18 protein-coding genes are annotated in these 25,187 nt (G+C 52.8%); 7 read left to right on the top strand and 11 right to left on the bottom strand.

Annotation, left to right across the window (positions count from 1 at the left end; genetic code table 11):
* Positions 1–2: 2 nt before the first annotated feature.
* A complete protein-coding gene (locus tag Q4E93_RS10230) occupies positions 3–620 on the bottom strand; it encodes a hypothetical protein (RefSeq protein WP_303584856.1) in 618 nt (205 codons plus the stop codon).
* 123 nt (positions 621–743) lie between these two features.
* Between Q4E93_RS10230 and Q4E93_RS10225 the strand changes: the two genes are divergently transcribed.
* Together Q4E93_RS10225 and Q4E93_RS10220 are read left to right on the top strand one after the other, a co-directional pair.
* A complete protein-coding gene (locus Q4E93_RS10225; RefSeq protein WP_303584854.1) occupies positions 744–1,058 on the top strand; it encodes a cupin domain-containing protein in 315 nt (104 codons plus the stop codon).
* Between the two features lie 16 nt (positions 1,059–1,074).
* A complete protein-coding gene (locus Q4E93_RS10220) occupies positions 1,075–2,022 on the top strand; it encodes a cation diffusion facilitator family transporter (protein WP_303584852.1) in 948 nt (315 codons plus the stop codon).
* 38 nt (positions 2,023–2,060) lie between these two features.
* Here Q4E93_RS10220 and Q4E93_RS10215 read toward each other — a convergent pair whose 3' ends face one another.
* Positions 2,061–4,118: a putative porin gene (locus Q4E93_RS10215; RefSeq protein ID WP_303584851.1), complete on the bottom strand. Its 2,058-nt coding sequence runs from the start codon at positions 4,116–4,118 to the stop codon at positions 2,061–2,063.
* Between the two features lie 80 nt (positions 4,119–4,198).
* On the bottom strand, positions 4,199–5,026 hold the full coding sequence (locus tag Q4E93_RS10210; protein ID WP_303584849.1) for a purine-nucleoside phosphorylase: 828 nt from the start codon (positions 5,024–5,026) through the stop codon (positions 4,199–4,201).
* 88 nt (positions 5,027–5,114) lie between these two features.
* Between Q4E93_RS10210 and Q4E93_RS10205 the strand changes: the two genes are divergently transcribed.
* Positions 5,115–7,901, top strand: a complete 2,787-nt coding sequence (locus Q4E93_RS10205; RefSeq protein ID WP_303584847.1) for a PKD domain-containing protein — start codon at positions 5,115–5,117, stop codon at positions 7,899–7,901.
* Between the two features lie 49 nt (positions 7,902–7,950).
* Here the strand turns inward: Q4E93_RS10205 and sucC are convergent, their stop codons facing one another.
* On the bottom strand, positions 7,951–9,165 hold the full coding sequence (gene sucC / locus Q4E93_RS10200; RefSeq protein WP_303584845.1) for an ADP-forming succinate--CoA ligase subunit beta: 1,215 nt from the start codon (positions 9,163–9,165) through the stop codon (positions 7,951–7,953).
* Between the two features lie 83 nt (positions 9,166–9,248).
* On the opposite strand from sucC, the gene Q4E93_RS10195 reads away from it, so the two are divergent.
* Entirely contained in the window at positions 9,249–9,374 is a 126-nt protein-coding gene (locus tag Q4E93_RS10195) for a hypothetical protein (protein ID WP_303584844.1), read from the top strand.
* A gap of 21 nt (positions 9,375–9,395) precedes the next feature.
* Here Q4E93_RS10195 and Q4E93_RS10190 read toward each other — a convergent pair whose 3' ends face one another.
* The 6 genes from Q4E93_RS10190 to Q4E93_RS10165 all read right to left on the bottom strand — a co-directional run bounded on the left by Q4E93_RS10190 (position 9,396) and on the right by Q4E93_RS10165 (position 19,056).
* Entirely contained in the window at positions 9,396–10,820 is a 1,425-nt protein-coding gene (locus Q4E93_RS10190) for a glycoside hydrolase family 28 protein (protein ID WP_303584843.1), read from the bottom strand.
* A gap of 53 nt (positions 10,821–10,873) precedes the next feature.
* Positions 10,874–12,517: a RagB/SusD family nutrient uptake outer membrane protein gene (locus Q4E93_RS10185; RefSeq protein WP_303584842.1), complete on the bottom strand. Its 1,644-nt coding sequence runs from the start codon at positions 12,515–12,517 to the stop codon at positions 10,874–10,876.
* A 23-nt stretch (positions 12,518–12,540) separates the two neighbouring features.
* The gene (locus Q4E93_RS10180) at positions 12,541–15,813 is read right to left on the bottom strand and encodes a SusC/RagA family TonB-linked outer membrane protein (protein ID WP_303584841.1); all 3,273 of its coding nucleotides are present in this window, start codon (positions 15,811–15,813) and stop codon (positions 12,541–12,543) included.
* 282 nt (positions 15,814–16,095) lie between these two features.
* The gene (locus tag Q4E93_RS10175; RefSeq protein ID WP_303584840.1) at positions 16,096–17,295 is read right to left on the bottom strand and encodes a FecR domain-containing protein; all 1,200 of its coding nucleotides are present in this window, start codon (positions 17,293–17,295) and stop codon (positions 16,096–16,098) included.
* 63 nt (positions 17,296–17,358) lie between these two features.
* Complete coding sequence (locus tag Q4E93_RS10170) at positions 17,359–17,916, bottom strand: RNA polymerase sigma-70 factor (protein ID WP_303584839.1); 558 nt, start codon at positions 17,914–17,916, stop codon at positions 17,359–17,361.
* Positions 17,917–18,027: 111 nt separating this feature from the next.
* Positions 18,028–19,056 carry a LacI family DNA-binding transcriptional regulator gene (locus Q4E93_RS10165; protein ID WP_303584838.1) on the bottom strand — a complete coding sequence of 343 codons (1,029 nt, stop codon included), beginning with the start codon at positions 19,054–19,056 and terminating at the stop codon, positions 18,028–18,030.
* Positions 19,057–19,154: 98 nt separating this feature from the next.
* Here Q4E93_RS10165 and Q4E93_RS10160 point away from each other — a divergent pair, with 98 nt between their 5' ends.
* From Q4E93_RS10160 to Q4E93_RS10150, 3 genes are all read left to right on the top strand, one after another.
* Positions 19,155–20,333: a beta-galactosidase domain 4-containing protein gene (locus Q4E93_RS10160; protein WP_303584837.1), complete on the top strand. Its 1,179-nt coding sequence runs from the start codon at positions 19,155–19,157 to the stop codon at positions 20,331–20,333.
* Between the two features lie 72 nt (positions 20,334–20,405).
* Positions 20,406–22,637: an alpha-N-acetylglucosaminidase gene (locus Q4E93_RS10155; RefSeq protein ID WP_303584836.1), complete on the top strand. Its 2,232-nt coding sequence runs from the start codon at positions 20,406–20,408 to the stop codon at positions 22,635–22,637.
* 259 nt (positions 22,638–22,896) lie between these two features.
* Complete coding sequence (locus tag Q4E93_RS10150; RefSeq protein ID WP_303584835.1) at positions 22,897–23,115, top strand: hypothetical protein; 219 nt, start codon at positions 22,897–22,899, stop codon at positions 23,113–23,115.
* A gap of 6 nt (positions 23,116–23,121) precedes the next feature.
* Here the strand turns inward: Q4E93_RS10150 and Q4E93_RS10145 are convergent, their stop codons facing one another.
* Positions 23,122–24,960, bottom strand: coding sequence for a hybrid sensor histidine kinase/response regulator (locus Q4E93_RS10145; protein WP_303584834.1), 1,839 nt, complete (start codon positions 24,958–24,960; stop codon positions 23,122–23,124).
* Between the last annotated feature and the right edge of the window lie 227 nt (positions 24,961–25,187).

Genomic DNA, 25,187 nt, shown 5'->3' with positions numbered 1-25,187 from the left:
GGTTATTGCAACCCGACCGTGCCATTGCCTGCTTCATCGTCGGGCTTCTTGCTGAAAATATTGATATTGACGCCCCATTCAGCAAGCTGGTATACGAGCTCCAGCTCCACCCGCACCTCCCGGTACCGTTGGTCATCTAAGGTCAGGCGCAGCGTGCTGGTAGTGAAAGAAGCGCCCTCCTTTGCGGGTTGCCAGGAGCCTTTCAGGTAAACGATCGTACCATCCAACAGCTGAATATAACATTCCTGCAATTTCCGGTAGAGGTCGCGATAAGCGCGATCGGCTTTGCCGAAATCATCGGTGGTGAGCATGGCCGCTTGCCAGCTGACCGTGGTATCCTGCGTGGAATGCCAGCGGGTGATGAGACAATGCTGCGATTCCGGCAATGCCAGCGTTGAAGCATAGTTCTCGAACTCTCCCTGCGCCAGCACCAGCTCACCCGTAAGATTCCGCAGGTTGTTGGGGAAATCACGGAGGACAGCGTCGATCACCGAGGGAAATGAAGGGGACCTGGATGTGTCCGGAACAGCTACGTTCTGTGCAAATGAAGCCGAGGCGATCACGACGGCCATCACCAGGGTGAAGGTTGTTTTAAACCGGGGGGGTATAATTGTTTTCATCAGATTGGAATTTGCAACAAGAGTACAGTTTTTCTAACAGCTGTCCCACAACAGCTTATCCACTTTTCCACATTCGATATGCCGGGGCCTCCCCCTTTTTCTGTACTTTCGAATAAAATTGCAATGCAGCATCTCGATGATATTTCCGTTCGGCAGACCTTGCCTGGTTTTTATGGCAAAATGGTGCACGGGGAAAGTAGTTCCCTGGTCTTCTGGGACATCCGTAAAGGAAGCGTGTCCCCGGAACATCATCACGTCCACGAGCAGATCACGTATGTCCTGGAAGGGCAGCTGGAAATGATCATCGGGGGAGAGAAAATGCTGTTTACAGCCGGTAATGTTCATGTGATACCCTCGAACGTACCGCATTCCGCCATCGCCCTGACGGATTGTAAGATCATCGATTCCTTCGCCCCGGCGAGGGACGATTACCGGTGAAAAAAAAGGATATTCTATGGAACATTCGCATCAGCACAATCATACGCATGATCATTCCCACGGTTTTGGCCACCACCATCATCACCAGGTAGAGCTTAAAAGCGTGAACCGGGCCTTTATCATCGGGATCATCCTGAACCTGGCCTTCGTATTTATTGAAGCCATTGTGGGTCTCTCTATCCACTCCTTGTCTCTTTTGTCGGATGCGGGACACAATCTGGCGGATGTAGCGAGTCTGGCCTTGTCCCTCATCGCCTTCCGGCTGATGAAGGTGAAGCCCAACGAACGATATACCTACGGATACAAAAAGACTACCATCCTGGTGGCCCTGCTCAACGGAGCTGTCCTGCTGCTGTCCATAGGCGCCATCGGGTATGAAGCGGTCCATAGGCTGATGATCCCGGAACCCCTGCCAGGTAAAACGATCTCCATCGTTGCAGCCATTGGTATCCTGGTCAATGCCATCACCGCCCTGCTTTTCCTGCGGAATAAAGAAAACGACCTCAACATCAGGAGCGCCTTCCTGCACCTTTTGTCGGATGCCATCGTTTCAGCAGGCCTGGTCGTCGGTGGCATCATCATCTATTTTACCCACCTGTATTGGATAGACGCCGCCCTGAGCCTTATTGTCGCCATCGTCATCCTGTTCAGCACCTGGCAATTGCTGAAGGACAGCCTGCGGCTATCCCTGGATGGCGTGCCGGAAGGGATCGAGATCAAAAAGATCAAGGGGATCGTGGACGGCATCAGCGGCGTAAAAGACTTTCATCATATCCATGTCTGGGCCATCAGCACGACGGAAAATGCCCTCACGGCCCATATGGTGGTCTCCCGCAACAGCGACATGGCCTTTATCGAGGACCTCAAGCATAAGGTCAAGCACGAGCTGCTGCACCAGAACATCCAGCACGCCACGTTGGAGATCGAGATGGAAAATAGTCCCTGCGAAGAGCCGGACTGTTGAGGTCATCAATACAAACGGGTGCCCGAATGGTTACCACCTCAATTCACAAATCCCCAGAAGAAGCCAAAGCGGATCACAAAGCCCGGTGAGGGATAATTGGGCGCGACGAAGTTATTATGGTACCAGCCGAAACCACGCGGGCTGAATGCGATGGAGTTGAGGTTCTCGGCCCGCAGATAGGCAGTAAAGCTGCGAATGCGTAAGTGCATGTAGGCAGTGATGTCCGGCAAATGCTGATGGAGGGTGGTGCTGCTCTGAGAAAAGTACTGGCCATTCGCGGGTGAATATCCGTCGGCCTTATACCAGCTGATGTATCTCATCTCCGTGCCGACGTCCAGCAGCAGATTGGGAAATCCCAGGCTGCCTTCGTACCCGATCTGGTTATACACGGTCAACAGGGGAACATGTACAGGAGATGAGCCGGCCACCTGCTGCACGACGGCCAGGGCCCGCCACTTCAGATGCCGGGCGACGATGAACTCCTTCTCCGCAGTGATCTGCAGCAAATTGAATAAAGCAGACTCCTGGCGCTCCTTATAATAGTCCTGGAAATACGTATAGTTGCTCAGCAGGTAATAGGAACCTCTGAGCTTCAGGTGGATCTGCGGCTGCTCGAAAGACGCAAAAAGGTTGGTGGTATTCTCTTTTGAAAAGGATCTTTTCAGCGTATCGAGATAGAAGCTGCTGGCTGCGTCGAAAACAAAGGAAGGCGTGCGGTTGACATTCTGGAACCCCACCTGCAGATAACCTATTCTCCGCCCCAGCAATCTCTTCAGGCTGATGTAGGCATTATAGTCGCCGGTATTCAGCCCGTTGAGATAAAGCTTGCCAAAAGCCTCGACGTCCCATTTCTGGTTCCTTGTCTTATTCCTGTATTCTCCATGAACAAAGACATTCTGCTCCTTCAGCCGGTGGGCAGTGGCGATCGGACCGGCAAGCGCCGTGTCGAAAGTGCCTTGCAGCAGCTGCAGAGTGGCTCCGACCTTGATGAATTGCTGCGGGTTTTTCGAATCCGGGAACTGGTAAATGGAGAAATCATTGGTAAGGTCCTTCCATCGATCGCGCCGCAGGAAGCTGTCGGTCGTGAGCACATAGGGCAGGTTGAGCTTTCCCGTATAATATGCGGTGTTAAGCGGGGAGCCGGCGATGGAATCGTCACTGAAAGTGTACCTGTAAGTACTATAGGAAATATTGTGTTCCAATCGCAGGCGCGGATAGAAAAGGGGGATCACCGTGGTGTCGGTGACGATGGAGTCCTTCTGTCCCAGGTCATACTGCTGCCGCATCATGAAGGTGGCATTGACATAATGGGTTCCCGTGCTGATGGGCGTGTTGAAGATATTGGTGGTTGCGCGGTTAAGTCCGTTGCCGAGGAACACGGGTAAAGTGGCCTGGTCCGAATAATTGATGCTGTTGAGGTCGGCGGGATTTTGAAGTCCTCCGTTCTCAGCTGCGGCCAGCTTATTGCTGACGAGGACAAAGAAATTCTGGTACCGTTTGTTCTTCGATTGATACCAGGAGTGTAGCCGGATATTGCTGTGATTGGTATTGATATTGGGGAATGCGCCAATGGAATTGATCAGCCTGTATTCAAAGCCGATATTCCAGTTGGGGCGGACATTCTGTGTGTGCTGTACGCCGATGAACTGCTCCGACTTGCCGCCCAGGAAATAGCCGAGCTCAGTATAAGGCTTGGTGGTCTGGTAGAATTTCGTTTGATCCACCGTGAAGAGATAGAGGTCATAGGCATGCCATCCCGGGTCCCACCCCGAGATCATGCGGGGGCTGAACACCAGGTTGCGGGCGGCCGCGCCGTTGTTGCCCAGGTTGATCCAGGTAGGCGGCTGTGGCATCTTCCTGGAGAAATCGTATACGGAGGAATCCAGCTTTTGATAACGGGAGGAGTCGAGGTAACGGTAATTAAGCGTGATCGTGTCGGCTTTGCGGTGAGCGAGGGTATCCGCGCCGCCGCTTCTGCCGCCGCCGCCGCCGCCAAAGTTGCGAAACCGTGAGAAAGGGTCCTGCGCATGGAGCAACGTGCTGAAGAGTAACAAGCATGCCAACGATCCTATGAGGGTAATTAGTCGACTCTTCACTGGTGTAATAATTGCGGACAATTTACTCATTACGTGGTCTTCGTCGGTTATAAGAAAGTTAATATCCTTATTCCATAAAGTTAAAGTGCGGCGATCAGCTGGCTGAATATTCCCGTCAGCTTAGGCTCCGCCTCGCCGGCAGCCTGCAGCACTTCTTCGTGTGTGATGATATTGTCCTCTTCCCGGATGCCCAGGTCCGTGATAACACTCATGGCAAATACAGAAAGTCCCGCATGCCTGGCTGCGATCACTTCCTGCACGGTGCTCATGCCCACGGCATCGCCGCCGGCGATATGCAGCAGCTTGTATTCCGCCCTCGTTTCGAAAGTAGGGCCTGTTACGCCCGCATAGACGCCTTCGTGTACAGGGATCTGCAGCTTTGCGGCTATCATCTTTGCTTTTGCGATAAGCGATCTGTCATAGGGCTCGCTCATGTCGGGAAAACGGGGACCCAGTTCTGTATCGTTCTTTCCCAAAAGGGGATTGACGACAAACAGGCTGATATGGTCCCGGATGATCATCAGGTCCCCTACTTTGAATGCCTTGTTCATACCACCGGCTGCATTGGATAGCAGCAGGACTTCCACACCCAGGAATTTCATGACCCGGATGGGAAATACCACCTGCTCGGGGGTGTATCCTTCATAATAATGGAAGCGCCCCGAAAGCACTACCACCGGCTTGCCGCTGAGCGTGCCAAAGATCAGCCGTCCCTGGTGCCCTTCCACGGTGGAGACAGGGAAGTGGGGAATATCTTCGTAAGGGATCTCTTTTTCGACCCGGATCTCCCTGGAAAGGTTGCCCAGGCCGCTGCCCAGGACAATGCCTACCCTAGGCGTATCCCCGGCATGGACAGAACGTATGTAACCGACAGTCTCTTTTAATTCCTGGATGATTTTGCTTGCCATTTTAGTGGTTGTTGTGGTCCGCTAAGAAACGGCTGCAAACCTACGCCAAAATGCTTAATTTGAGGCACAAAGACTTGCCCTTATCGCGATGCAAAAGGCCCTATTCACCAAACTGCTGCTCTGTACCTGCCTGATCCTGGCGGGTGTTGCCCCATTTGCTTCAGCCCAGCAGTGCACGAGCTTTGGAGACCCGGTAGTAAATATCACCTTCGGCGCCGGCAATAATCCCGGGCCTCCGTTTCCTGCCGCCTCGAAAGCATATGGGTATGTGACCGGTTTTTGTCCCCCCGATGGCAATTACACCGTGACGAACAGCACTTTCAATTGCTTTACAAATACCTGGCATAATATCGCCTCCGACCATACTGGCGATCCGAACGGATATTTTATGCTGATCAACGCCTCCTATAATCCCGGTGATTTTTACCTGGACACGGTGAAAGGGCTGTGCGCCAACACAACCTATCAATTCGCCGCCTGGATCGCCAATGTCCTGGCGCCCTTCGGCTGCAATGGCAGCGGCATTCGCCCCAATATTACCTTTAGCATCGAGTCCACTTCGGGCACAAAGCTCGCGATAGCCCAGTCGGGCGATATTCCCACTTCCGGCAGCCCTGCCTGGCAGCAATATGGGCTGGTGTTTACCACGCCCGGCGGCGTCACGGACATCGTACTGCGCATGACCAACAATGCTCCCGGCGGATGCGGCAACGACCTGGCCCTGGACGACATTACTTTCCGCCCCTGCGGGCCGAAGGTCCAGGCGGGCATTACAGGCGGCAACGGAGGGTCCGACACAGTCAGCTTCTGTGTGGACGCGCAAACCCCGTTGACCTTTAACGGGGCACTCTCCCCCGGTTACAACGCTCCCCGTTATCAATGGCAGATGAGCCGGGATACAGGCAGGAGTTGGTCCGACATAGCCGGAGAAGTGAGCACCACCTACACCCGCATCCCGGGTGCAGCAGCCGGATATTATCTTTACAGGCTGGTAGTGGGAGAAGGCGCCAATGTGATCCTGCCCAGCTGTCGCGTTTCCTCGAACATGATCACCGTACAAGTGAATCCCAAGCCTGTGCCGCAGGCCGCTAACGATGGACCCAAATGCGCGGGCGACACCATTACGTTGAAAGCCTCCGATGGCGCCAGCTATAACTGGACGGGTCCGGGCGGCTTTACTGCCAGCGGGGACTCAGTGGTACTGCGTAATGTTGCTTCTTTGGAATCCGGACAGTACCAGGTGCTGGTCACCAGCAGCTATGGCTGTACGCAGACGGGCGTTACTACCGTCCTTGCCTACCCCAGGCCCACCGCGCAGTTCACGACCGCAGGCCCTGCCTGCGAACAGACTTCGCTTGGATTTACGGACCATTCTTCTGCTTTGAACCAGGCCATCACGGACTGGAAATGGTATTTCGGCGATGGGGATTCTTCCACAGCGCAGAACCCCGGCCATACCTATGCTACGACAGGCGATTACCTGGTGAGCCTTATTCTTACAACCGATAAAGGCTGCCGCAACCTCGTCCAGGTAAATACCCTCACTATACATGCCAGACCGCACCCTGATTTCAGCCTGCCGAAGATCTGTATCACCGATCCGCAGGCGCTTTTTAACGATTCTTCCACCATTGCGGACGGCACCGCCTCTTCCTTTACCTATGCGTGGGACTTTGGCGAGCCGGTGTCTGGGGCTGCCAATGCTTCCTCCCAAAAGAACGCTACCCATAAATACCAGGCGGCAGGCCCCTACGCTGTCACATTGAAGGTGACATCCGGCGCCGGCTGTGTGCAAGACACCGTAAAAAGCTTTATTGTCAATGGCGACAATCCGCAGGCGCATTTTACTATCGCGAATGCCGCCTTGCTTTGCAGCAACCAACCCGTAGTCCTCACCGACGGCTCCACCGTCTCGCCGGGCAGCATCGTCAGGACGGAAATATATTGGGATTATCAAAATGACCCGGCCATCAATACCCGGGACGATGATCCTTCCTCCGGAAAGCAATATGATCACGCTTATCCTGATTTCAGCAGTCCTGCCAGCCGCAATCTCCGGCTCCATTATGTGGTGTATTCCGGCGGTCTTTGTATGAACCAGGTCGACCAGTCTATCACAGTGCTGGCCAGTCCGCGGACACAATTCGATGCGTTGGGTAATGTCTGCGAGGAGATCCCTTTTTTCCCGCTGAAGGGAGGCCATGAGACAGAGGGTTTTGCCGGCATCGGCGCTTACACCGGCCGGGGCGTGAGCCAGCTGGGTTTCTTTAACCCAAGGCTGGCAGGACCCGGGGCCGACACCGTGCGTTTTACATTTACGGCCGCCAATGGCTGTACCTCATTTTCGGACCAGACCATCCTGGTGTACCCGCAGCCAATGGCGGATGCCGGACCAGCCCAATATTTACTCCAGGGCGAAACAGGCATTTTAGCCGGCAGCGGCAGCGGCAATAATGTTACCTTCAGCTGGCAGCCCGCTGACAGCATATTAGGCAGTCCCGGTGTCGCCCGTCCGCAAATCGCGCCCCAGGACGATCTCGTGTATACACTTACGGTGACATCCGTGGATGGCTGTACGGATAGCTCGCAGGTGAAGGTCACCGTATTGAAGCCACCAGTAGTGCCTAATGCTTTTTCGCCCAATGGCGACGGGATCAACGACACCTGGGTGATACGGTATCTCGGTGCATATCCGTCGGCGGATCTGCAGGTATTCAACCGCTATGGTCAACCTGTCTATCACGTGGTAGGTTATTCGACCCCCTGGGATGGGACCTATAATGGACAACCCCTGCCCGTGGGAACATACTATTGGATCATCCGGCCCGGGAATGGAAGACGGCAGATCAGCGGGTCGGTCACGATAATAAGATAAAAAAAATCCCTCTTGCGAGGGATTTTCGATATACTGTTGTCTTTGTTCTTTATGCGGATACGGCCTTTTGCACCAGGGCTGCCGCCTCGCTGAGGAGAATGGCAGACTGTACTTTCAGCCCGCTCTGTGTAATCAGCTGTTTGGCTTCTTCCGCGTTGGTGCCTTGCAGGCGGACGATGATGGGTACTTTGATATCGCCAATGGAATTATAGGCGTCGATGACGCCCTGGGCCACCCTGTCGCAACGAACGATACCGCCAAAGATATTGATGAGGATCGCTTTTACCTTCGGGTCTTTCAGGATGATGCGGAACCCTGCCTCCACTGTTTGCGCATTTGCAGTGCCGCCTACGTCCAGGAAATTCGCAGGCTCACCACCGCTGAGCTTGATCATATCCATCGTGGCCATGGCCAGACCTGCGCCATTGACCATGCAGCCCACGTTACCGTCCAGCTTGACAAAATTGAGGTTATATTTCCCCGCCTCTACTTCGGTAGGATCTTCTTCGCTGATGTCCCGGAGGGCCTCCAGGTCGGGATGACGCATGAGGGAGTTGTCATCCAGGTTCATCTTACAATCCACGGCAATGATCTTCTCATCGCTGGTCTTGAACAGCGGGTTGATCTCCAGCATACTGCAATCCAGGCCTACGTAGGCATTATACAGATTGGTAACGAACTTCACACAATTCTTGAAAGCTTCTCCGCCAAGGCCGAGATTGAAAGCGATCTTCCTTGCCTGGAAGGGCTGCAGCCCGCCGCCGGGGTGGACCCATTCCTTGAAGATCTTTTCCGGGGTGTTGTGGGCAACTTCTTCGATGTCCATGCCGCCTTCCGTGCTGTACATGATCACATTTTGTCCTTTGGCCCTGTCCATGAGAATAGAGAGGTAAAATTCCTTCACCGGGTTGGGGCCGGGATAATACACATCCTGGGCCACGAGGACCTTGTTGACCTTTTTCCCTGCCGGTCCCGTCTGTATGGTGATCAGGGTGCCGCCAAGGATATTGGAAGCGATCTGCTTTACATCTTCAGCGCTTTTGCCTACGGCTACCCCTCTCTGTTCGGTGCCCTGGATCTTTCCTTTACCGCGACCGCCGGCATGGATCTGGGCTTTTACCACGGCGAAATTGTTGCCGAACTGTACCTTTAACTGCTTGTAAGCTTCTTCTGCCGCGCCCGCATTATCGACCGGAATTCCTTCCTGTACGGGCACATTATATTTTTTCAGTTGTTCTTTAGCCTGATATTCATGCAAGTTCATGTACAAAAATTTGTTGCCAAAAATAGGACAAAAATGCCTGACTTTTTGTTTATTTTTACCCCGACCCCATAAACCCCTGGACTATGAACTTAGCCATCCGAGTCCTCGACAACATTGTGAAAAACATGTATGTCAGGCTCATATTCTGGTTCCTTGCAGGCGTACTGACCGCCGTCCTTTTCTTTAAGTTTTTCCGGCGCAGCTATTGATCCATCAGAACGAACCAAACGTCAATTGCGCTCAATCACCAGGCCTGATACATCGTCGAGAACAAAGGCCGGCCGGAAATCCTCCCGTTTGTAAATAAAACGCACTTTCTTAAAGCGCAGGCCTTTTGCGTGCCGTACGAACAGACCCGACGCCGGCAATTCCCCGAACATGGAGAATTCGGGATAAGCCTCTTCCCGCTCCGGCACGAGATAGAGCGAATCGGGGCAGCGGTAAGCGGTGTCTTTTGACGCTCCGCCAGGATAAATGACGGTAATGTCCTCCAATGTAACGTCCTCCACCGGGTGATCCGGAAGACCTGTAATAGAAGCAGGAAAAATGTTGTGCGGCTCATCCACAGGAGGGCCTTCCATCTCATATCCCTTGTCGGGTTTGCCCGCGGGCACTTCCACATGGACATTTCCGATGTAGACCCTTCGTAGTTTCCCTGCGGGCGCCCGCCGGTTGCGTCGTCCCAGTCGCAGAAAGATGGCATTGCCCGTATTGGTGGCTGTTATATTACGGATATCGATATCTTCCAGGGTGGCGCCATCCACGGTCTCCAGTGCAATGGCGGAACGGTAGGTGTCATAGATCTTGAGGTCCCTGACCCGGATGTTGGAGAAAGCTCCGTGAGAGACTGTCCCCAGCTTTAAAGCGCTGGCGCTGGAACGAATGGTACAATCCGCGATATAAATATCCTCACAGCGGCCCTGCGCATCCTCCGATTTGAGACAGATACCGTCGTCATCCGCGTTAATAAAGGAGTGGGTCACCCGCACTTTTCGGCAATCCACAAGATCGATGCCGTCATTGTTCCACATGACATTGCTGATGACCTGGATACTGTCGATCGTGATATCGGAGCAGCTTTTATAATTCTGTATCCAGCAAAGCCCATCCCTGATCGTAATGCCTTTTACGACTACTCCCTGGCAATGCCGGATCTCGATGAGCTTGGGCCTGTTCCTTTCTTCGGGTCTCATCTGGTGCCAGGGGTTGTAGGTCTTCCATTCCTCGTCCTGCAAGGTGCCTGCTTCCAGCATCCTGTAAATATCCTTTATCAGCAGCGGCCCCTGCCCGTCGATGGTGCCTCTACCCGTGATGGCGATGTTCTGCTGGCTGTCGGCGACGATAAGGGCGGAGGCGGACCCGGGACCATAGTCCATCCGCCGGGCGCTGCCCAGGAGAACGGCATTCTCCGCCAGGCGCAGATCGACGTTTGACCGAAGGCGCAGGACTCCTGTAACCCACCTGCCTGCAGGCACGAGCACCATGCCGCCACCATGGTCGGAGGCCGCGTCGATGGCCTTCTGAATGGCCCTGGTGTTCATGGTGCGGCCATCCGCCCTGGCTCCGTAAGAGAGTACATTAAAAAAGGAGCGGGCCTGTGCGAAACAGGAACCCGCCACCAATGTACAAGTAACAATGAACACTAGGTTTTTCATGCGTAGTATCGTTTTCCAATATTCTCTCTACACACCGGGAAATAGCAGCGTTTTCAATACCCGTCGTTTTGCTTCAGCTTCGGGTTGAGCTGCAGCGCCGAGTTGGGTATGGGAAATACACGATGTTTCACGTCGGCATCCGTCTTGAAGCCCCAACTGCCTTCGTATTTGCCAAACCGGATCATGTCATTCCTATGCCAGTTCTCCTGCGTGAACTCCCGGCTACGTTCATTATAGATGGAGTCCAGGGTAAGGTTCGCCCAGGCGGGAGAAGTAGTGCGCTGTGCCCTCACCTGGTTTATCAGTGTCAACGCATCGGTCCCTCCTGTGGCCGTTCCTCCGCGATAGATGGCCTCCGCCTTCATCATGAGAATATCCGTATACCGGAACACGGGAATATCATTGTTTTGGTTCCTCGAAGAGGAAGTGGCATCCGGATAGAATTTGATACAGCGGTATCCCATGTTCCAGCCCACTTCGTCATTACCTACATCGAGGGTGCTCGCGCTGGCACGCAATACTACGTTCGAATCCAGGTTCAGCTGATACGTATACGGCGTATTGTCGTTCGGATGGGCGATGGCATCGTATCCAGCAAGAGTGGTCGAGATTGTGATAGGGGTCACACCATCCGGCTGATATTGCAAACCATGGAGCCATTGCCCGTTCCTGACATCTCCCGCATCATAAAAGTGCCTGTAAAAGGAAGGGATTGTGCTTACAGGGGCACTGGGGGTAAAAGGGATACTGAAAAAATTATACCCTGCGCCTGCCGACACCTTGCCCATGCTGCGGGGCACATCATACCGTGAATGGATATTTACGCCCCTGAAACCCCAGTTGCCGTTGTCGAAATTGGGATCATAGGGAATTGCAAATATGAATTCCGGTATCTGTGGACCATTGTTCGGATAGAACATCTTCAGATAGCTGTTCATGGGCTGAAGGGAGAACAGCCCCGAATTGATCACCTGGTCACACGCGGCGATACAATCATCATTACGCTTGCTGCCTGTGTAGACCTCCGCATTCAGGTACATCTTGGCCAGCAGGGCATAGGCCATCCACTTGGTCGGCCGGCCATAGGTGGACACGTCCGCCGTTGCGCTGAGGCTGGGTATGGCAGCCTTTATATCGCTTTCGATAAAATTGAATACCGTAGCCCGGTCGGACTTTGCCTTCGGAGCGAAATCTCCATAGACCGTATCGATAGGCACACCGCCGTAATTGTCCATCATCATGAAATAAGCGAAGTCCCTTACCAGCTTCATTTCGGCCAATGCCTGACTCTTGGAGGCGCCTTCGGGCATTGCCTTGCCCAGAATGGAAATGGTCTGGTTGGCAGCCCCGATGATGGCGCTCATCCATCCCCAGTTACCAGTGATATATCCGTTGTCCGGCGTATAAGTATGATAATGCATCTGAACATTTTGACCGCCGTCATACCAGTTGCCTCCATGGGTAGTAAGAATGGCTTCATCCGTACTCAAGGTCTGCTGGAAAAAATACTCCACTGCATAATTCCCGCGTAAAGCCACATAAGCAGGACCGCTGGCGGAAATAAAGGATGCCGAATCATGGGGATATACATCCGGGGTCAATTCGGTGGTGATCGGTACATTCAGCTTATGACAGGACCCCAGTATAGCCATAAGCAGTACAGGGAGGGTTGTATATTTTAATAGTATCTTTTTCATAACAGTATTCGTTTTATTCTGGGTTAAAAGGTCACGCTGGCTCCCACCAGGAAGGTGCGGGTCTTGGGATAGAAATTGTTATAATCCACCCCCGGCGCTATGCCGCCCTGGTTCACCTCCGGATCGATGCCTTTATAGCCCGTGATCACAAACAGGTTGTTCACCGAACCATATACCCTTAGCTTCTTGATATACTGACTGAGGTTTTTGAAATTATACGCGAGGGTAGCATTGTCGAATCGCAGGTAGGTGCCGCTTTCTATAAAACGATTGGAATAATTATAATCATTGATGTCCTTGATGGGTTCATTCATGGCATCGGGCGAAATATTCCCAAATTGCGCAAGAGCAGGACTGAACAGGTCGGCACGGGTCGCATTGAAAATCTTGTTCCCGAACACAGCCCTTACGAAAAAGGCGAAGTCCCAATTCCGCAGACGGAAAGTATTCGACCAGCCCAGCAGCAGCTTTGGCTGTGCATTCCCGAAGTAATGATAGTCCGTGCCAATGACAGGGGCGGTGGTAAGTGTCTTGCCATCACGGGCCACAAACTGGGAAGTGTCACCCGCCGTCTGTCTCCCTGCCCACTGCAGGGTATAGAATTGGCCCAGCGGATACCCGGCTTTCACCAGTTCCAGGCTGCTGCCTGACCTCCCGCCGCCTTCCGGTTTCGCAGATCCCACTGAGTCTCCACCGGCAAAATAAGGATTTACCATGCTTGTGATCTTATTGGTGTTATGAGCGAGGTTCAGCGTGCTGGTCCAGGTGAAATCTCCTCTGTCCACGATGGATGCCGTGAGCATCAGCTCAATGCCCTTGTTATTCATGCTGCCTCCATTTGCTGTAATGCTGCCGGTAGGCACGAGAATACGATCTACCGTGTAAAACCAGATCATATTGGTCGTGTTTTTATTATACACGTCCAAAGACCCGGCGACCTTCCCATGCGCAATGCCAAAATCCACACCGATGTCGGTCGTAGCCGTCTTCTCCCATTGCAGATTAGGATTCTGGGTCTGCAGTGGTCCATAGGCAGCGCTGGTAGCACCCTGGCTATAATAGGACCCTACGTTCCCCTGAATGAACTGAGCCGTATAAGCGCTGAATCCGCTGGAATTCCCCGCTACACCATAGCTGGCCCTTAGCTTCAGGTCGCTGAATGTGCTTTGCCCTTTCAGAAAGTTCTCTTCCATCAGCCTCCATGCCGCACCGACAGAAGGGAAATACCCCCATTGCTTATTGGTGCCGAAGACTGAGCTGCCATCCCTTCTGATAGATCCCTGCAGCAGATACTTGTCCTTGTAATTATAATTCACCCGTGCAAAATCCGAGATGAGCCGGGTCTGCTGATAAGTATCCGAGCCGAAGCTTATCTGGGGAGAGGAATAAGCATAAGGATTGCTGAGAGCCAGGTTGTTAAAGCTGGTGTTGTCCACTGCAAAATTGAAAGTAGTAGCCTGGAAGCCGTTACCCAGCACATTGTTCTGCCAGGAATAACCCACCACGGCATTCACGTTGTGATAACCGAACTTCCTGTTCCAGGTAAGATAGGTCTCCAGGATCTTGCTGGTATTGGTGTACGATTGCCTTGTCGCCTGCCCGTTCTTCCCGAAGGTCTGCTGGGAATGGAAATTCAGGGCAGGGTTGGGATTGTCGTACATATTCGTGTAATTGTTCGTAAAGTACTTGTCCAGGTACTGTCCAACTAACGTCGACAGGTTCATGTATGCCAGGCTGACGTCATAGGTGAACCCCAACGGCAGCTTCACCTGGGTGGTGAAATTACCCACCAGGTTATTGTACTTGGTGTTCAGCTGGCCATGGTTCATCATGGCGACGGGATTGTAATAATTCTGGTTGGTAAAGTTCTCGAAATAAGATCCATCAGGATTCTTCACCGGGGAGGTCGGCAGATAGTGGGCAGCCTGCAGCAGAACGGTATTGCGGTACGGGATATCGTTAGCATTGCTGTTGGAATTGGTAATATTCACCCCGAATTTTATTTTATCGTTTAGGGCATACTGCTCCACTGCCAGTCGGGCAATGACACGCTCCAGCGAGCTATTCTGCAGGATCCCCTCCTTATAAGCATAGTTCAGGCTGGCAATATAACTACCGTGCTCACCTCCACCGCTGAATGAAATGTTGTGATTATGAGATATTGCCGTGCTCCTCTGGATGGCCTTCTGCCAGTCGGTATTGGCGCCTTTATCATCGGTAGGCAATAAGGCTGAACCATTCTTCGTCATATAGGCGCGCAGCTGGTCTCCGGTCATTACTTTCAGCCGGCTGGCTACTTTTTCGGCGCCTACATATCCGCTGTAGCTCACCTGCGACTGCCCCATCTTGCCTTTCCGGGTCGTCACGATGATCACACCGGACGCAGCACGGTTACCATAAATGGCAGTGGCTGCGGCATCCTTTAAAATGTCTATCGAAGCAATATCATCCGGTGCAATAAGGGAAATATCGGTCCCCGGAACACCATCGATGACATAAAAGGGGGTCTGATTGCTGTTGAGGGTGGAAGTGCCCCGCAGGATCACCGCAGCAGGCGTATTGGGATCCCCATTGGCCGTGATGTTCAACCCCGGGACTTTACCCTGCAGCAATTGTCCGACATCGGTGATGGCGCCCTTATTCAGATCTTCGGGCTTCACTGTGGTGACGGCGCTGGAAAGATTCTTCCGGGTGGCGCGGCCATATCCCACCACTACCATATCCCCCAGGCTCTGTGTTTCTGCGTGGAGAACGATATTCATCGTAGTGTGCCCGCTCACGGGCAGCTGCTGCGCCTGGTACCCGATGTAGCTGAACACCAGCACCGCATCTTCCCTGATGCCGGAGATGGTGAATGTCCCGTCTGCTCCCGTCTGAGCGCCGCCTTTTGCCCCTTTCACCTGTATGGAAACGCCGGATAAGGGATTTCCCTTCTCATCGGTGACCTTTCCGGTAACCGTCACCGGAGGGGGGGCGGCGATTTCCGTCACCGGGCCCGCAGGCTCTTTTAACTTTATGGCAATGGTTTTATCCACTATCTCGTAAGTCAATGGCTGATCCTTAAAGATCTCATCCAGGACTTTGGGAAGATCCTGGTAAACCACGCTGATGGTGACTTTCTTAGCCTGTTTCAGCATATCGAGCTTATACCAGAAGACATAGCCCGTCTGCGACTTTATCTCCCTGAAGACCTGCTCCAGCGATTGCTTTTTGACCGAGAGGCTCACCTTTTGGGAGTAAGTTCCGGCGCTAAGCTGCAAGCAGGCTACTGTAAGCAGAAAAGCGGTCATTCTCATGGCAAGAAAAATTTTTCTTTTCGAACTAAGCTTGCCGGCCGTCCATGAAGCGACGGCTGCATTCGTTTTGGTTTGCAAAAGCCACTTTAAAAGGAGGGCTTTTACATGACGATCCATTTGCATAGATTTGCAGTGTTTGGGTTTACAACTTTCGATAATCGTTAACAGGATGTCGTTCAGTATTAGCCCGGACTTTCACCGGGAGCGGTCTCAAGCGCTCCTGGTTTTTTTTGGGCCATACCCGCTCTGATTAGGGTGCTTTATCCATTTGGCTTTGTTTTATTAAGCTCTTACCAATATTTTCTTACCTTCTACTGTGAAGTGGACGCCGCTGGCTTCCAGTACTTTCAACACCTTGGAAACATTTACGTTGCGGTAGATCTCCCCCTGGAAGAGGTCGCTTGGAACGCCATTGACATAAACCACTTCCACGTCATACCAACGGGCCAGCTGCCGCATGACATCGCCGATGGTGGCTTCGTCGAATTTGAACAGGCCATTTTTCCATGCTATCACTTCCTCTATATCGGCCGCCGCCACGCTGATATCCATATTGTCATTCCAGCGGGCTTGCTGTCCGGGCCGGAGCAGGGAAGCGGCATTGCCTTTATGCACCTTTACCGAGCCTTCCAGCAGCGTGGTATGGATGGCCGGCTCATCAGGATAGGCTTTTATGTTGAAATGCGTACCCAGGACCTCCACATGGGAAGGCATGGCCCCTTTTGCCTGTGGAAGGAATACCTTAAATGGCATGGAAGGGTTGTGGGCTATCTCGAAGTAAGCCTCTCCCTGCAGCTCCACCACCCTTTCTTTTCCGCTGAAGCTGGTGGGATATTTCAGCCGGCTGGCGGCATTCAGCCAAACCTTACTGCCATCGGGCAGGATCAGCTGATACTGGCCGCCACGGGGAGTGGTGAGCAGGTTATATACAGGCTCGCTTGTAGCTCGCTGCTTGTAGCTTGCAGCTGTTTGATAGCTCAGCTGCCCGTCTTTCCGTTTGATCAGCTTCGTATTGCCCTGCTGTCCCAACACGCCGTCCTTTGCATCGTCCAGGCTGATCGAAGTGTTGTCTGCCAGCGTGAGCGTGGCTTTATTGCTCCCCGGGATAATGTCCTGGGGAGGCGTTTGTTTTGCGGGCGTAGGCGCTGCCAGCTGGGGGCTGCCCCGGAGGCTGCCCGTGATCAGCCAGGCAGCGATGGACAGGAGCACCAGCGCAGCAGCGGCCATCAGCCAGTTTCTTCTCATCTGCCGCATCCGCCTTACCGGGCGGGTCCCGGCCAGGATCTTTTCGAAGAGGGGGTCCCATTCAGCTTCCTGGTACGCAGGAACGTCCTGTTCCTGCAGGATGCGGCCTTCCAGCGCCTGGCGTACTTGCCCGGTGAGGTCGTCCTCCAGGATGCGGCCCCATTCTTCCGTCTCGTCCGGCGTGAGCCTGTTGCTCAGGTATTGTTGTAACAGATAAGTGATCCGGTCAGTGTGCATATGGTTTCAAGACCGGCGTCAGGGAAGATAGGACTATGGGGAACAAAAAAAAATATATAATGTTCAGCGCTGCAACATAAAGAAGGCGATCAGCGAAGGCAATATATTGCCCAGATGGAGCCGGATGGTCTTCAACGCCTTTACCAATTGATTCTTAACAGTGCTATGCGAGAGATTGAGCTCGGAAGCTATTTCCGGTATACGTTTGTACTGTTCGCGGCTCATCCTGTATATCTGCCGGCAGGCCAGCGGCAATTGCTCAACGGCCTGTTGCAGACATTGTTCCGTCTCCCGGTGAAAGAAGGATTGCTCAGGGGAAGGCGCAGCATCAATGGGGATGCGCAGCATCTCTTTTGCCAGACGCTCATGCTTTGCCTGAGCCTGCAGGTAATTCATTGACTCGTTGGAGACGATGCGAATGATATACGCTTTGGGATTATCCACCGCAGCCAGTTTTTTCCGATGGGCCCATATTTTGAGGAAGACCTCCTGCAGCACCTCCTCAGCCGCGTTCGGGCTGCGCGTCAATTTCGCCACAAAAGGCTGCAGCAGTTTATTGTAATGGTGGAACAATTGCCGGAAGGCATCTTCATCTCCATTCGCCAGACGGCAGAAGAGCATTTTTTCGTCGTATGTCGCAGTCGTCAGCAATCGGTGGAAAGATATCCAACGAAAATAGAGAAAAAGATAATACGTTGTGGAGCGAAACCGGTTACGTAACTTTTTATTTTTTTAAATGGAGTCCCTGGGGACCAGCTCTGCGGAAAGCTTCACCGGTGCATTTTCCGGCAAGGCCTCCGTACCTGTATGCCGAAGCCGCTCGATCAGGGCCGTCATAGCCTGCTGGCCGATCTCGCAAATAGGCTGACGAATGACGGAGATGGTGGGTGTATACAGTCGGAAGATATCGTTGTCGTCGAAGCAAAGCATAGCCTTGTCTTCCGGGATGCGGATATTCATTTTTTTAGTGGTCTCGATGCCCAGCACCCCAAGATAGTTGGTGAGAAAGAAGACTGCATCCGAGTCTTTTCCATCGCCGGAGAAGAAGTCTTCTATCTCTTCCAGCGCGGCTTCCCGTACATAGCCATAAGGCACCTGCTTGACCAGGCGGGGATCTACAGATATGTCATGCTTTTTCAGGGTGTCGTAATAAGCCTGGAGGCGGTCGTGCATATGGGCCATATCCACTTCGATGGTCACCAGTGCAATTTTTCGGTAACCTTTGTTAATGAGATATTCCATACCTTCGGTAACGCCGGCGTAGTTATCTACCAGGACAGAGGGTATTTCTTCATGTTCGGGGAAATAGCGGTCGATCAGGACGACAGGTTTGTTCTCCGCCTGCAGCTTTCGGATCTCCTCTGCCAGACCAAGCGTAGGAGTGATAATATACCCGTCCACCTGCCGCTGGGACAGCATGCTGATCAACTCACGGGCCTTTGTCTCGTCGTTATCAGTGCTGCAGTAAACAACCTTATAATCGTATTTTTTAGCCTCGTCCTCGATGGTCTTCGCCATCGACGCAAAGAAGGCATTCGAAATGTTCTCGACGATAAGGCCAATGGTCTTTGTCTTGCCGGTGCGCAGCCCCCTGGCAAGCTGGTTGGGACGATAGCCCATTTCACGGGCGACATTCTCCACCTTCTCGATGACCTCGCGGCTGATGCGCATCTTAACAGCTTTATCGTTCATCACAAAGGAGACGGTGGAGACGGAAACTCCTGCTTTGCGGGCGATGTCGCTGATAGAAACTTTCTTCATTACTTATGGGGTTACGATAAAGTAAAGATAACTAAATCGTTTTAGCTACCGTAATTTATTTTTTTTCCTTATTATTAGTCTACCTAAGCTGCTTATAGATGAAAAAGCCAGTATTCACTGCTGTTTTACTGCTATATCATTTACTGTCGTCGTCCCAGGTGCCGACCAGAGCGGACTCCGGATGGGATCACAATAGAAGTTGCGGGCCGGTGATCACCCGGTTGGCCGACTCGGTGAAAGCTGCTCCCGGCGTGGGTATAAGGGTATATAACGAATATCTTGCCGCCAGTCTATCCAACCTTTTATTGGAATGGGAAGTATCGTTGAATGGAAACATTGTTCAAAAGGGGAAGGTGCCAACGCTGACCATTGGTCCACGGCGATCCGGTGTGATCCGTCTGCCCGTCAGGATGCCGGTAAGCCCCGGTGAGGTGTTGCTTACTGTATATTACCGGTTGAAAAAATCTGAGCGGACAGCGTCCGCGGGAAACCTGATGGCTGCTGAGCAATTCCGCCTCCGGGCGTACGCAGGCGATCTGTCGGTAGCGCCCGCGGGAGACCTGGTCTTTACGGATGAAGTCGGCAGCTTTACTATCAGCTCGCCTGCTACGCAACTGAATATGCGATTCAACAAACAGACCGGGTGGCTCGAGCATTATGTTGTGGGCGGTCATATGCTGCTGGATACGCCGGGGCTCAGGACGGATCCCGGGAAGGATAGTTCCCATGAGCTAAGGCTGCAGCTATTTTCCACCAGCACTTCCTCGGATATGGCGACAGTGAAGGCGGACTATGTCCTTTCCGAGACTGCATGGCTATTGCATGTCAGTTACACCGTCAATGCGAAAGGAGAGATGCAGGTAGAGCAAGTGCTCGAAACGGACAGTACGTTATTGCGCGATACAACGGCAGATCGTAGCGCTTCCAGACCGCCTCCCCCGTCGGGCATGAAATGGATGCTCCCGGCGGGTTTCGATTCCGTCATTTATGATGCACCGGGTCAGCGGGAAGATTATGCTACATCCTGTCCCTTCGCCTACACGGGTATCTATCGTAAGCTTTTGAAGGAGGCCGTGACAGCGACAAGCATACGCTGGTGGAAGGTCGTCGATGGACAGGGACATGGCATGCAGATCACGGCAGATGGCAGCTACCTGGTCATCGGCATCCTGCAAAGCAATGACAAGGGTCCGGAGCTGAACATCGATCTTCCATCGCCGAAACCGGGCGGGATGCCAGGCGGTTACCATTACATATATAAGGTGACGCCGAAATAACGAAACCGGATAAGTAAATATTCCCGCGCGAAAGTGTCCTATTCCCCGGATCATCGCTAGCTTTACTCCTGTATGTCCAAGAAAATTCTCCTGCTGCTGACGACGACCCTAACGGCCACCCTCATTTGCAACGCCCAGCCGGGCTTTATCAAGGCCACCGATGAGCTGGTACGGCGTACGCTGCCTGCCGGACAAGCTAATGACATTCTACTCGAAGCATTGCCCGGCGCGGCAGACGACTTAGGCAGAGACGCCTTCGAAGTGGAGCAGGGTCCCGGACACAAGATCGTTTTACGGGGAAACAACGGTGTGGCCCTTGCTTCCGCCCTATATTATTACCTGAATGAATATTGCCATTTCCAGATCACCTGGAATGGTACGCACCTGGATTTCTTCCCGGACCAGCGGCTGCCTGATGTGCCGGCGAAAGTGCATAAGCGCACCCCTTATGAATACCGCTATTATCTCAACTACTGCACTTTCAATTACAGTATGAGCTGGTGGGACTGGCCGCGCTGGGAGAAGGAGATCGACTGGATGGCGCTGCATGGTATCAACACGCCGCTGGCCATCACAGGGGAAGAGTACACCTGGTATACCGTATATAAGGAAATGGGGTTCACCGACGAGGAGCTGCAGGATTTTTTCAGCGGCCCTGCCTACTTCGCCTGGCACTGGATGGGCAACCTGGACGGCTGGGGCGGCCCCCTACCCCTGAGCTGGATCAAAAGCCATGCGGACCTGCAACAGAAGATCCTGCAGCGCGAGCGGGCGCTGGGCATGAAACCCGTACTTCCTGCTTTCACCGGTCATGTCCCTGCCGCCTTTACCAAACATTTCCCCTCGGCAAAGGTCAAAACCACCAACTGGAAGAATGGATTTTCGGACACTTATATTCTGGACCCGGCGGATCCTCTCTTTGGAGACATCGGTAAAAAATTCTTGATCACGCAGGCCCGGATCTTTGGCACCGATCACCTGTATTCCGCCGACACCTTCAATGAAAATGAGCCACCTTCGGACGACCCCTCTTATTTGAGCGGCCTGAGCCGGCGGCTTTATGAAGGCATGCAGGCTGCGGACACAGCCGCGACCTGGGTCATGCAGGGATGGCTGTTCTACAGTGACCGCAAATTCTGGAAAGCGCCGCAGATCAAGGCACTGTTGGATGCCGTCCCGGACAGGCATATGCTGCTGCTGGATCTGGCGGCGGAGATTGAGCCCGTCTGGCGGCGGACGGAAGCTTTTTATGGCAAGCCCTGGATCTGGAACATGCTGCACAATTTTGGCGGCAATATCAGTATGTTCGGGCGGATGGACGGCGTAGCCGCCGGACCCGCAGGAGCCTTGCACGACACGGCTTCAGGCCGGATGCAGGGGATTGGCCTTACCATGGAGGGCATCGAACAAAACCCCGTACTGTACGAGCTGATGACGGCCCATGTTTGGCGGGATGACGCCATCGACCCGGAAAAATGGCTGACATCCTATGTCACCAACCGTTATGGACATGCAGACAAGGCGGCCATTGCGGGCTGGGGAAAGCTGAGGAGCACCGTATACAACGGTAAGGAGATAAGGGACGGGGCGGAATCTATCATAACGGGAAGGCCCACCTTTTCGGCTGCTACCGTTTGGACACGCACCAGGTTAAATTATGATCCGGCCGACCTCCTGGGCGCCTGGGACCTTTTTATGAAGGCCATACCGGCCTGTCACAATAGCGACGGCTTCCAATACGACCTGGCGGACCTCACCCGGCAGACGCTGGCCAACTATGCAAGGCCGCTGCAGGAGAAATGGGTACAGGCTTTCCGGGAAAAGAACAGCGCCGACCTTGCCCGATACAGCGGCGCCTTCCTGGAACTGATAGACGATATGGACAAGCTGCTGGCCACCCGTAAGGACTTTCTCCTGGGCCCCTGGATCGCGGATGCACGGCACTGGGGCGCGACGCCAGCAGAAAAGGACCTGTATGAAAGGAACGCCCGCGACCTGATCACTCTTTGGGGAGATGCCAATAGCCCCTTACATGAATACTCCTGCCGGCAATGGAGCGGGCTGCTCTCAGGCTTTTATAAGGCCCGATGGGAACAATTCTTCCAGCTATTGCAGGCATCGGTTGGAACCGTACAGCCGGACCCGGAAGCATTCGACAAGAATATCCGTGCATGGGAATGGACCTGGGTAAACGCCAGGAAAGACTTCCCCACCACCCCTGCAGGAAAGACAGTAAATGTAGCACTGCAGCTGTACAAAAAATACAGGATAGCAATGGGGAAGGCACTGTATCATCCGAAATAATGCACAACGCTATAGGTATTGCTAAACCGTTTTAATTGTGTACTTCTTACGCACGCATTTAAAAATCACCCGATTGCATAAAATTAATTTCAAAATAAATGCAGGCAATGATTGACTGAATACAGCTTTTGTATTACCTTTATAACATGTGAATAACTTGCCCTTTTCACAGCCCCCCGCCCCTTACGAAAAACAGCTTGCATAAGAAAAGATGAGTGTTGTCTCCAATTATCTTTTTCAATTTTAACACCTCTATCAGATGAAGCCGAATGCACTTACCGCTACAGTAAATTCCGTCAGTTCTTCCCTGACTGCTCTGCCAACCGCCAAGATTGTCCGCCATCCCCAGGCCAAAAAGGCCAAGGATAACGTATTGCTGACACCTCCCGATGAGGAGACGATCCAGCGTCTGAACCTCCTGGCTAAACAATATCCCTTCTGCATTCGGCACAAGGGCACGAATAGTATCCTGTTATAAGGGGAACTATTGTTCCGGCAAAGCCTTGGAGTTCAAAATTACTTCCAGCCTGCATCCCTTACCCGGTGCCGAATCGATCTCTACCTTCCCGTTATAAAGCTCAGCCCTGCTGATGATGTTGGAAATACCGACGCCTTTCCGGCGTACCCGGGGGTCGAAACCCTTCCCATCGTCTTTCACCAGCAGTGAGATCTGCTCTTTTTCCTTATTCAATTCGATGATGACCGTCGTAGCCTGGGCATGTTTCAGGATATTATTCAGCTGCTCCTGTATGATACGGTAGACGTTGATCCTTTGCTCCGGCAGGAGCGTGTTCTCGTCCAGTCCGGAAACGTTGAGCCTGATCTTCATTTTCTTAACGGAGAGAATGGTCCGGATCAGCTCTTTGATGGACTGAACCAATCCCAGGTCATTCAGGGTGGGGGTTATCAGCTCTTTGGATAGTTTGCGGATCTCTTCAATGGCCATGGAGATGTTCTTCCGGCTTTTAGCCAGCAGCTCTATGCGGGGTTCCGGCTCTTCGATGGCAACATCGAGGTAGAGCTTGGAAGTGGCCAGGATCTGGTTGATATTGTCATGCAGCTCCTGGCCCAGCTCAAACCGCTCCCGCTCCTGCGCGCCCAGCACCACTTCGGTGATCTGCTGCTGCTTGAGCTTTTGCTGCAGCGCCAGCTCTTTTTCCAGCCGCACCCTTTCAGTGACGTCATTGATGATCACCTGCATGGACGTCTTCCCGAAATAATCGATCAGGTGGGACGTGATCTCGACGATCATGGTCTCCCCTGCCTTATTGCTGTGATGCCATAGCTTCCTTTCCACAGGCTGCATATTGGCCAGGCACTTCATGCTTTCCAGGAACTCTTCCGCCTCCCCTGGCGGGTGCAGGTCCCGCATGGTCAGCTGCATGAACTCATTCTTGTCGAATCCGTATTTTTCCAGGGCCGCATCATTGACCTCCATGATATGAAGTGAGTCCAGGTCATAGATCCAGGTGGGATAAGGATTTTTGTAGAAGATCTTTTTATACTTCTCCTCGGATGTCCTGATGATCTCCTCGGACCGCTTGCGCGCCGTAATGTCCTGTATGGCGCCGATGACGCGCTGAGGACGATGGTCGGGGGAGTAAATGATATACCCCCGGTCATGCACATATGCATATTCTCCATTGCTTTTTTTAAGGCGGTATTCATCTTCCCATTTCGTCACCCGGGCCTCACGGATGATGCCTTTCAGCTTATCCATGACCCTGGACCTGTCGTCCGGGTGCAGGATGCTCTCCCAAAAATCCTGGGGACTGATGGCATTGACGATGTCATAGCCGAACAGCTGCTTATAGGCATCCCCCACCAGGAATACTTCATTGGAACCGAGATCCCAGTCCCAGATGGCGTCGTTGGTCGCTTTCACCACGGTATTGAATCGCTCATTGCTCTCACGAAGATTTTCCAGCGTACGCTTGCGTTCCAGACTGTATTGAATGGACTTGGTCAGGAGTTTCTCATTGAACTCCCCTTTCACCAGGTAATCCTGCGCACCTTCCTTGATGGCTTCTACTGCCAGGGATGTGTCGGAAAGACCTGTAAGAATGATCACGGGGATCTTTTGTACGGCGGACTTTAGATGGAGATAGGAGTTAATGCCAAAACTATCCGGCAAGGTCAGGTCCAGCAGGACGAGATTGATCTCTTCCGACTTTAGTATGTCGCAGGCTCGCCCAACCCTATCCGTGAAAAACAATTTGCCAACGTCAAGCAGTGACTGCCGGAGCATGCGTTCCACCAGGAATAGATCACTCGGATTATCTTCTACAGTCAGGATACTGAGACTGTTGTTCATTTTATGCATCAGGACTTCGTTTGGAAATTATCCAAAAAATTACCGCTAAATTCTAACGCTGCTAACCAGGATGCCTGTTAAAGAAGTTTGTTTGCCTTTTCTGAAAGACTACCGTGTGGAGGGGTATTGAGACAAGGTTGTTTCCGTCACTAAATATAGGATTTTTGATACAAAAAGTAACAAAAACCTGGTGGGAAAACAGCCCTTCCGGGTAATAAAAATCCCCCGTGTTAGCG

This window comes from Flavitalea plasmicola (assembly GCF_030546645.1).
Lineage (GTDB): Bacteria > Bacteroidota > Bacteroidia > Chitinophagales > Chitinophagaceae > Puia.
The sequence above is the reverse complement of the archived record's forward strand: the minus strand, read 5'-3'. Positions and strand labels throughout refer to the sequence as shown.

What these genes read in the sequence shown, in the direction of transcription:
- Q4E93_RS10195 (WP_303584844.1), top strand. Translation starts at nt 9,249, where the DNA reads ATGAACTTAGCCATCCGAGTCCTCGACAACATTGTGAAAAACATGTAT.
- Q4E93_RS10180 (WP_303584841.1), bottom strand. Translation starts at nt 15,813, where the DNA reads ATGAGAATGACCGCTTTTCTGCTTACAGTAGCCTGCTTGCAGCTTAGC.
- Q4E93_RS10220 (WP_303584852.1), top strand. Translation starts at nt 1,075, where the DNA reads ATGGAACATTCGCATCAGCACAATCATACGCATGATCATTCCCACGGT.
- Q4E93_RS10175 (WP_303584840.1), bottom strand. Translation starts at nt 17,295, where the DNA reads ATGCACACTGACCGGATCACTTATCTGTTACAACAATACCTGAGCAAC.
- Q4E93_RS10150 (WP_303584835.1), top strand. Translation starts at nt 22,897, where the DNA reads ATGAAGCCGAATGCACTTACCGCTACAGTAAATTCCGTCAGTTCTTCC.
- Q4E93_RS10160 (WP_303584837.1), top strand. Translation starts at nt 19,155, where the DNA reads ATGAAAAAGCCAGTATTCACTGCTGTTTTACTGCTATATCATTTACTG.
- sucC (WP_303584845.1), bottom strand. Translation starts at nt 9,165, where the DNA reads ATGAACTTGCATGAATATCAGGCTAAAGAACAACTGAAAAAATATAAT.
- Q4E93_RS10155 (WP_303584836.1), top strand. Translation starts at nt 20,406, where the DNA reads ATGTCCAAGAAAATTCTCCTGCTGCTGACGACGACCCTAACGGCCACC.
- Q4E93_RS10165 (WP_303584838.1), bottom strand. Translation starts at nt 19,056, where the DNA reads ATGAAGAAAGTTTCTATCAGCGACATCGCCCGCAAAGCAGGAGTTTCC.
- Q4E93_RS10185 (WP_303584842.1), bottom strand. Translation starts at nt 12,517, where the DNA reads ATGAAAAAGATACTATTAAAATATACAACCCTCCCTGTACTGCTTATG.
- Q4E93_RS10145 (WP_303584834.1), bottom strand. Translation starts at nt 24,960, where the DNA reads ATGCATAAAATGAACAACAGTCTCAGTATCCTGACTGTAGAAGATAAT.
- Q4E93_RS10210 (WP_303584849.1), bottom strand. Translation starts at nt 5,026, where the DNA reads ATGGCAAGCAAAATCATCCAGGAATTAAAAGAGACTGTCGGTTACATA.
- Q4E93_RS10205 (WP_303584847.1), top strand. Translation starts at nt 5,115, where the DNA reads ATGCAAAAGGCCCTATTCACCAAACTGCTGCTCTGTACCTGCCTGATC.
- Q4E93_RS10230 (WP_303584856.1), bottom strand. Translation starts at nt 620, where the DNA reads ATGAAAACAATTATACCCCCCCGGTTTAAAACAACCTTCACCCTGGTG.
- Q4E93_RS10225 (WP_303584854.1), top strand. Translation starts at nt 744, where the DNA reads ATGCAGCATCTCGATGATATTTCCGTTCGGCAGACCTTGCCTGGTTTT.
- Q4E93_RS10170 (WP_303584839.1), bottom strand. Translation starts at nt 17,916, where the DNA reads ATGCTCTTCTGCCGTCTGGCGAATGGAGATGAAGATGCCTTCCGGCAA.
- Q4E93_RS10190 (WP_303584843.1), bottom strand. Translation starts at nt 10,820, where the DNA reads ATGAAAAACCTAGTGTTCATTGTTACTTGTACATTGGTGGCGGGTTCC.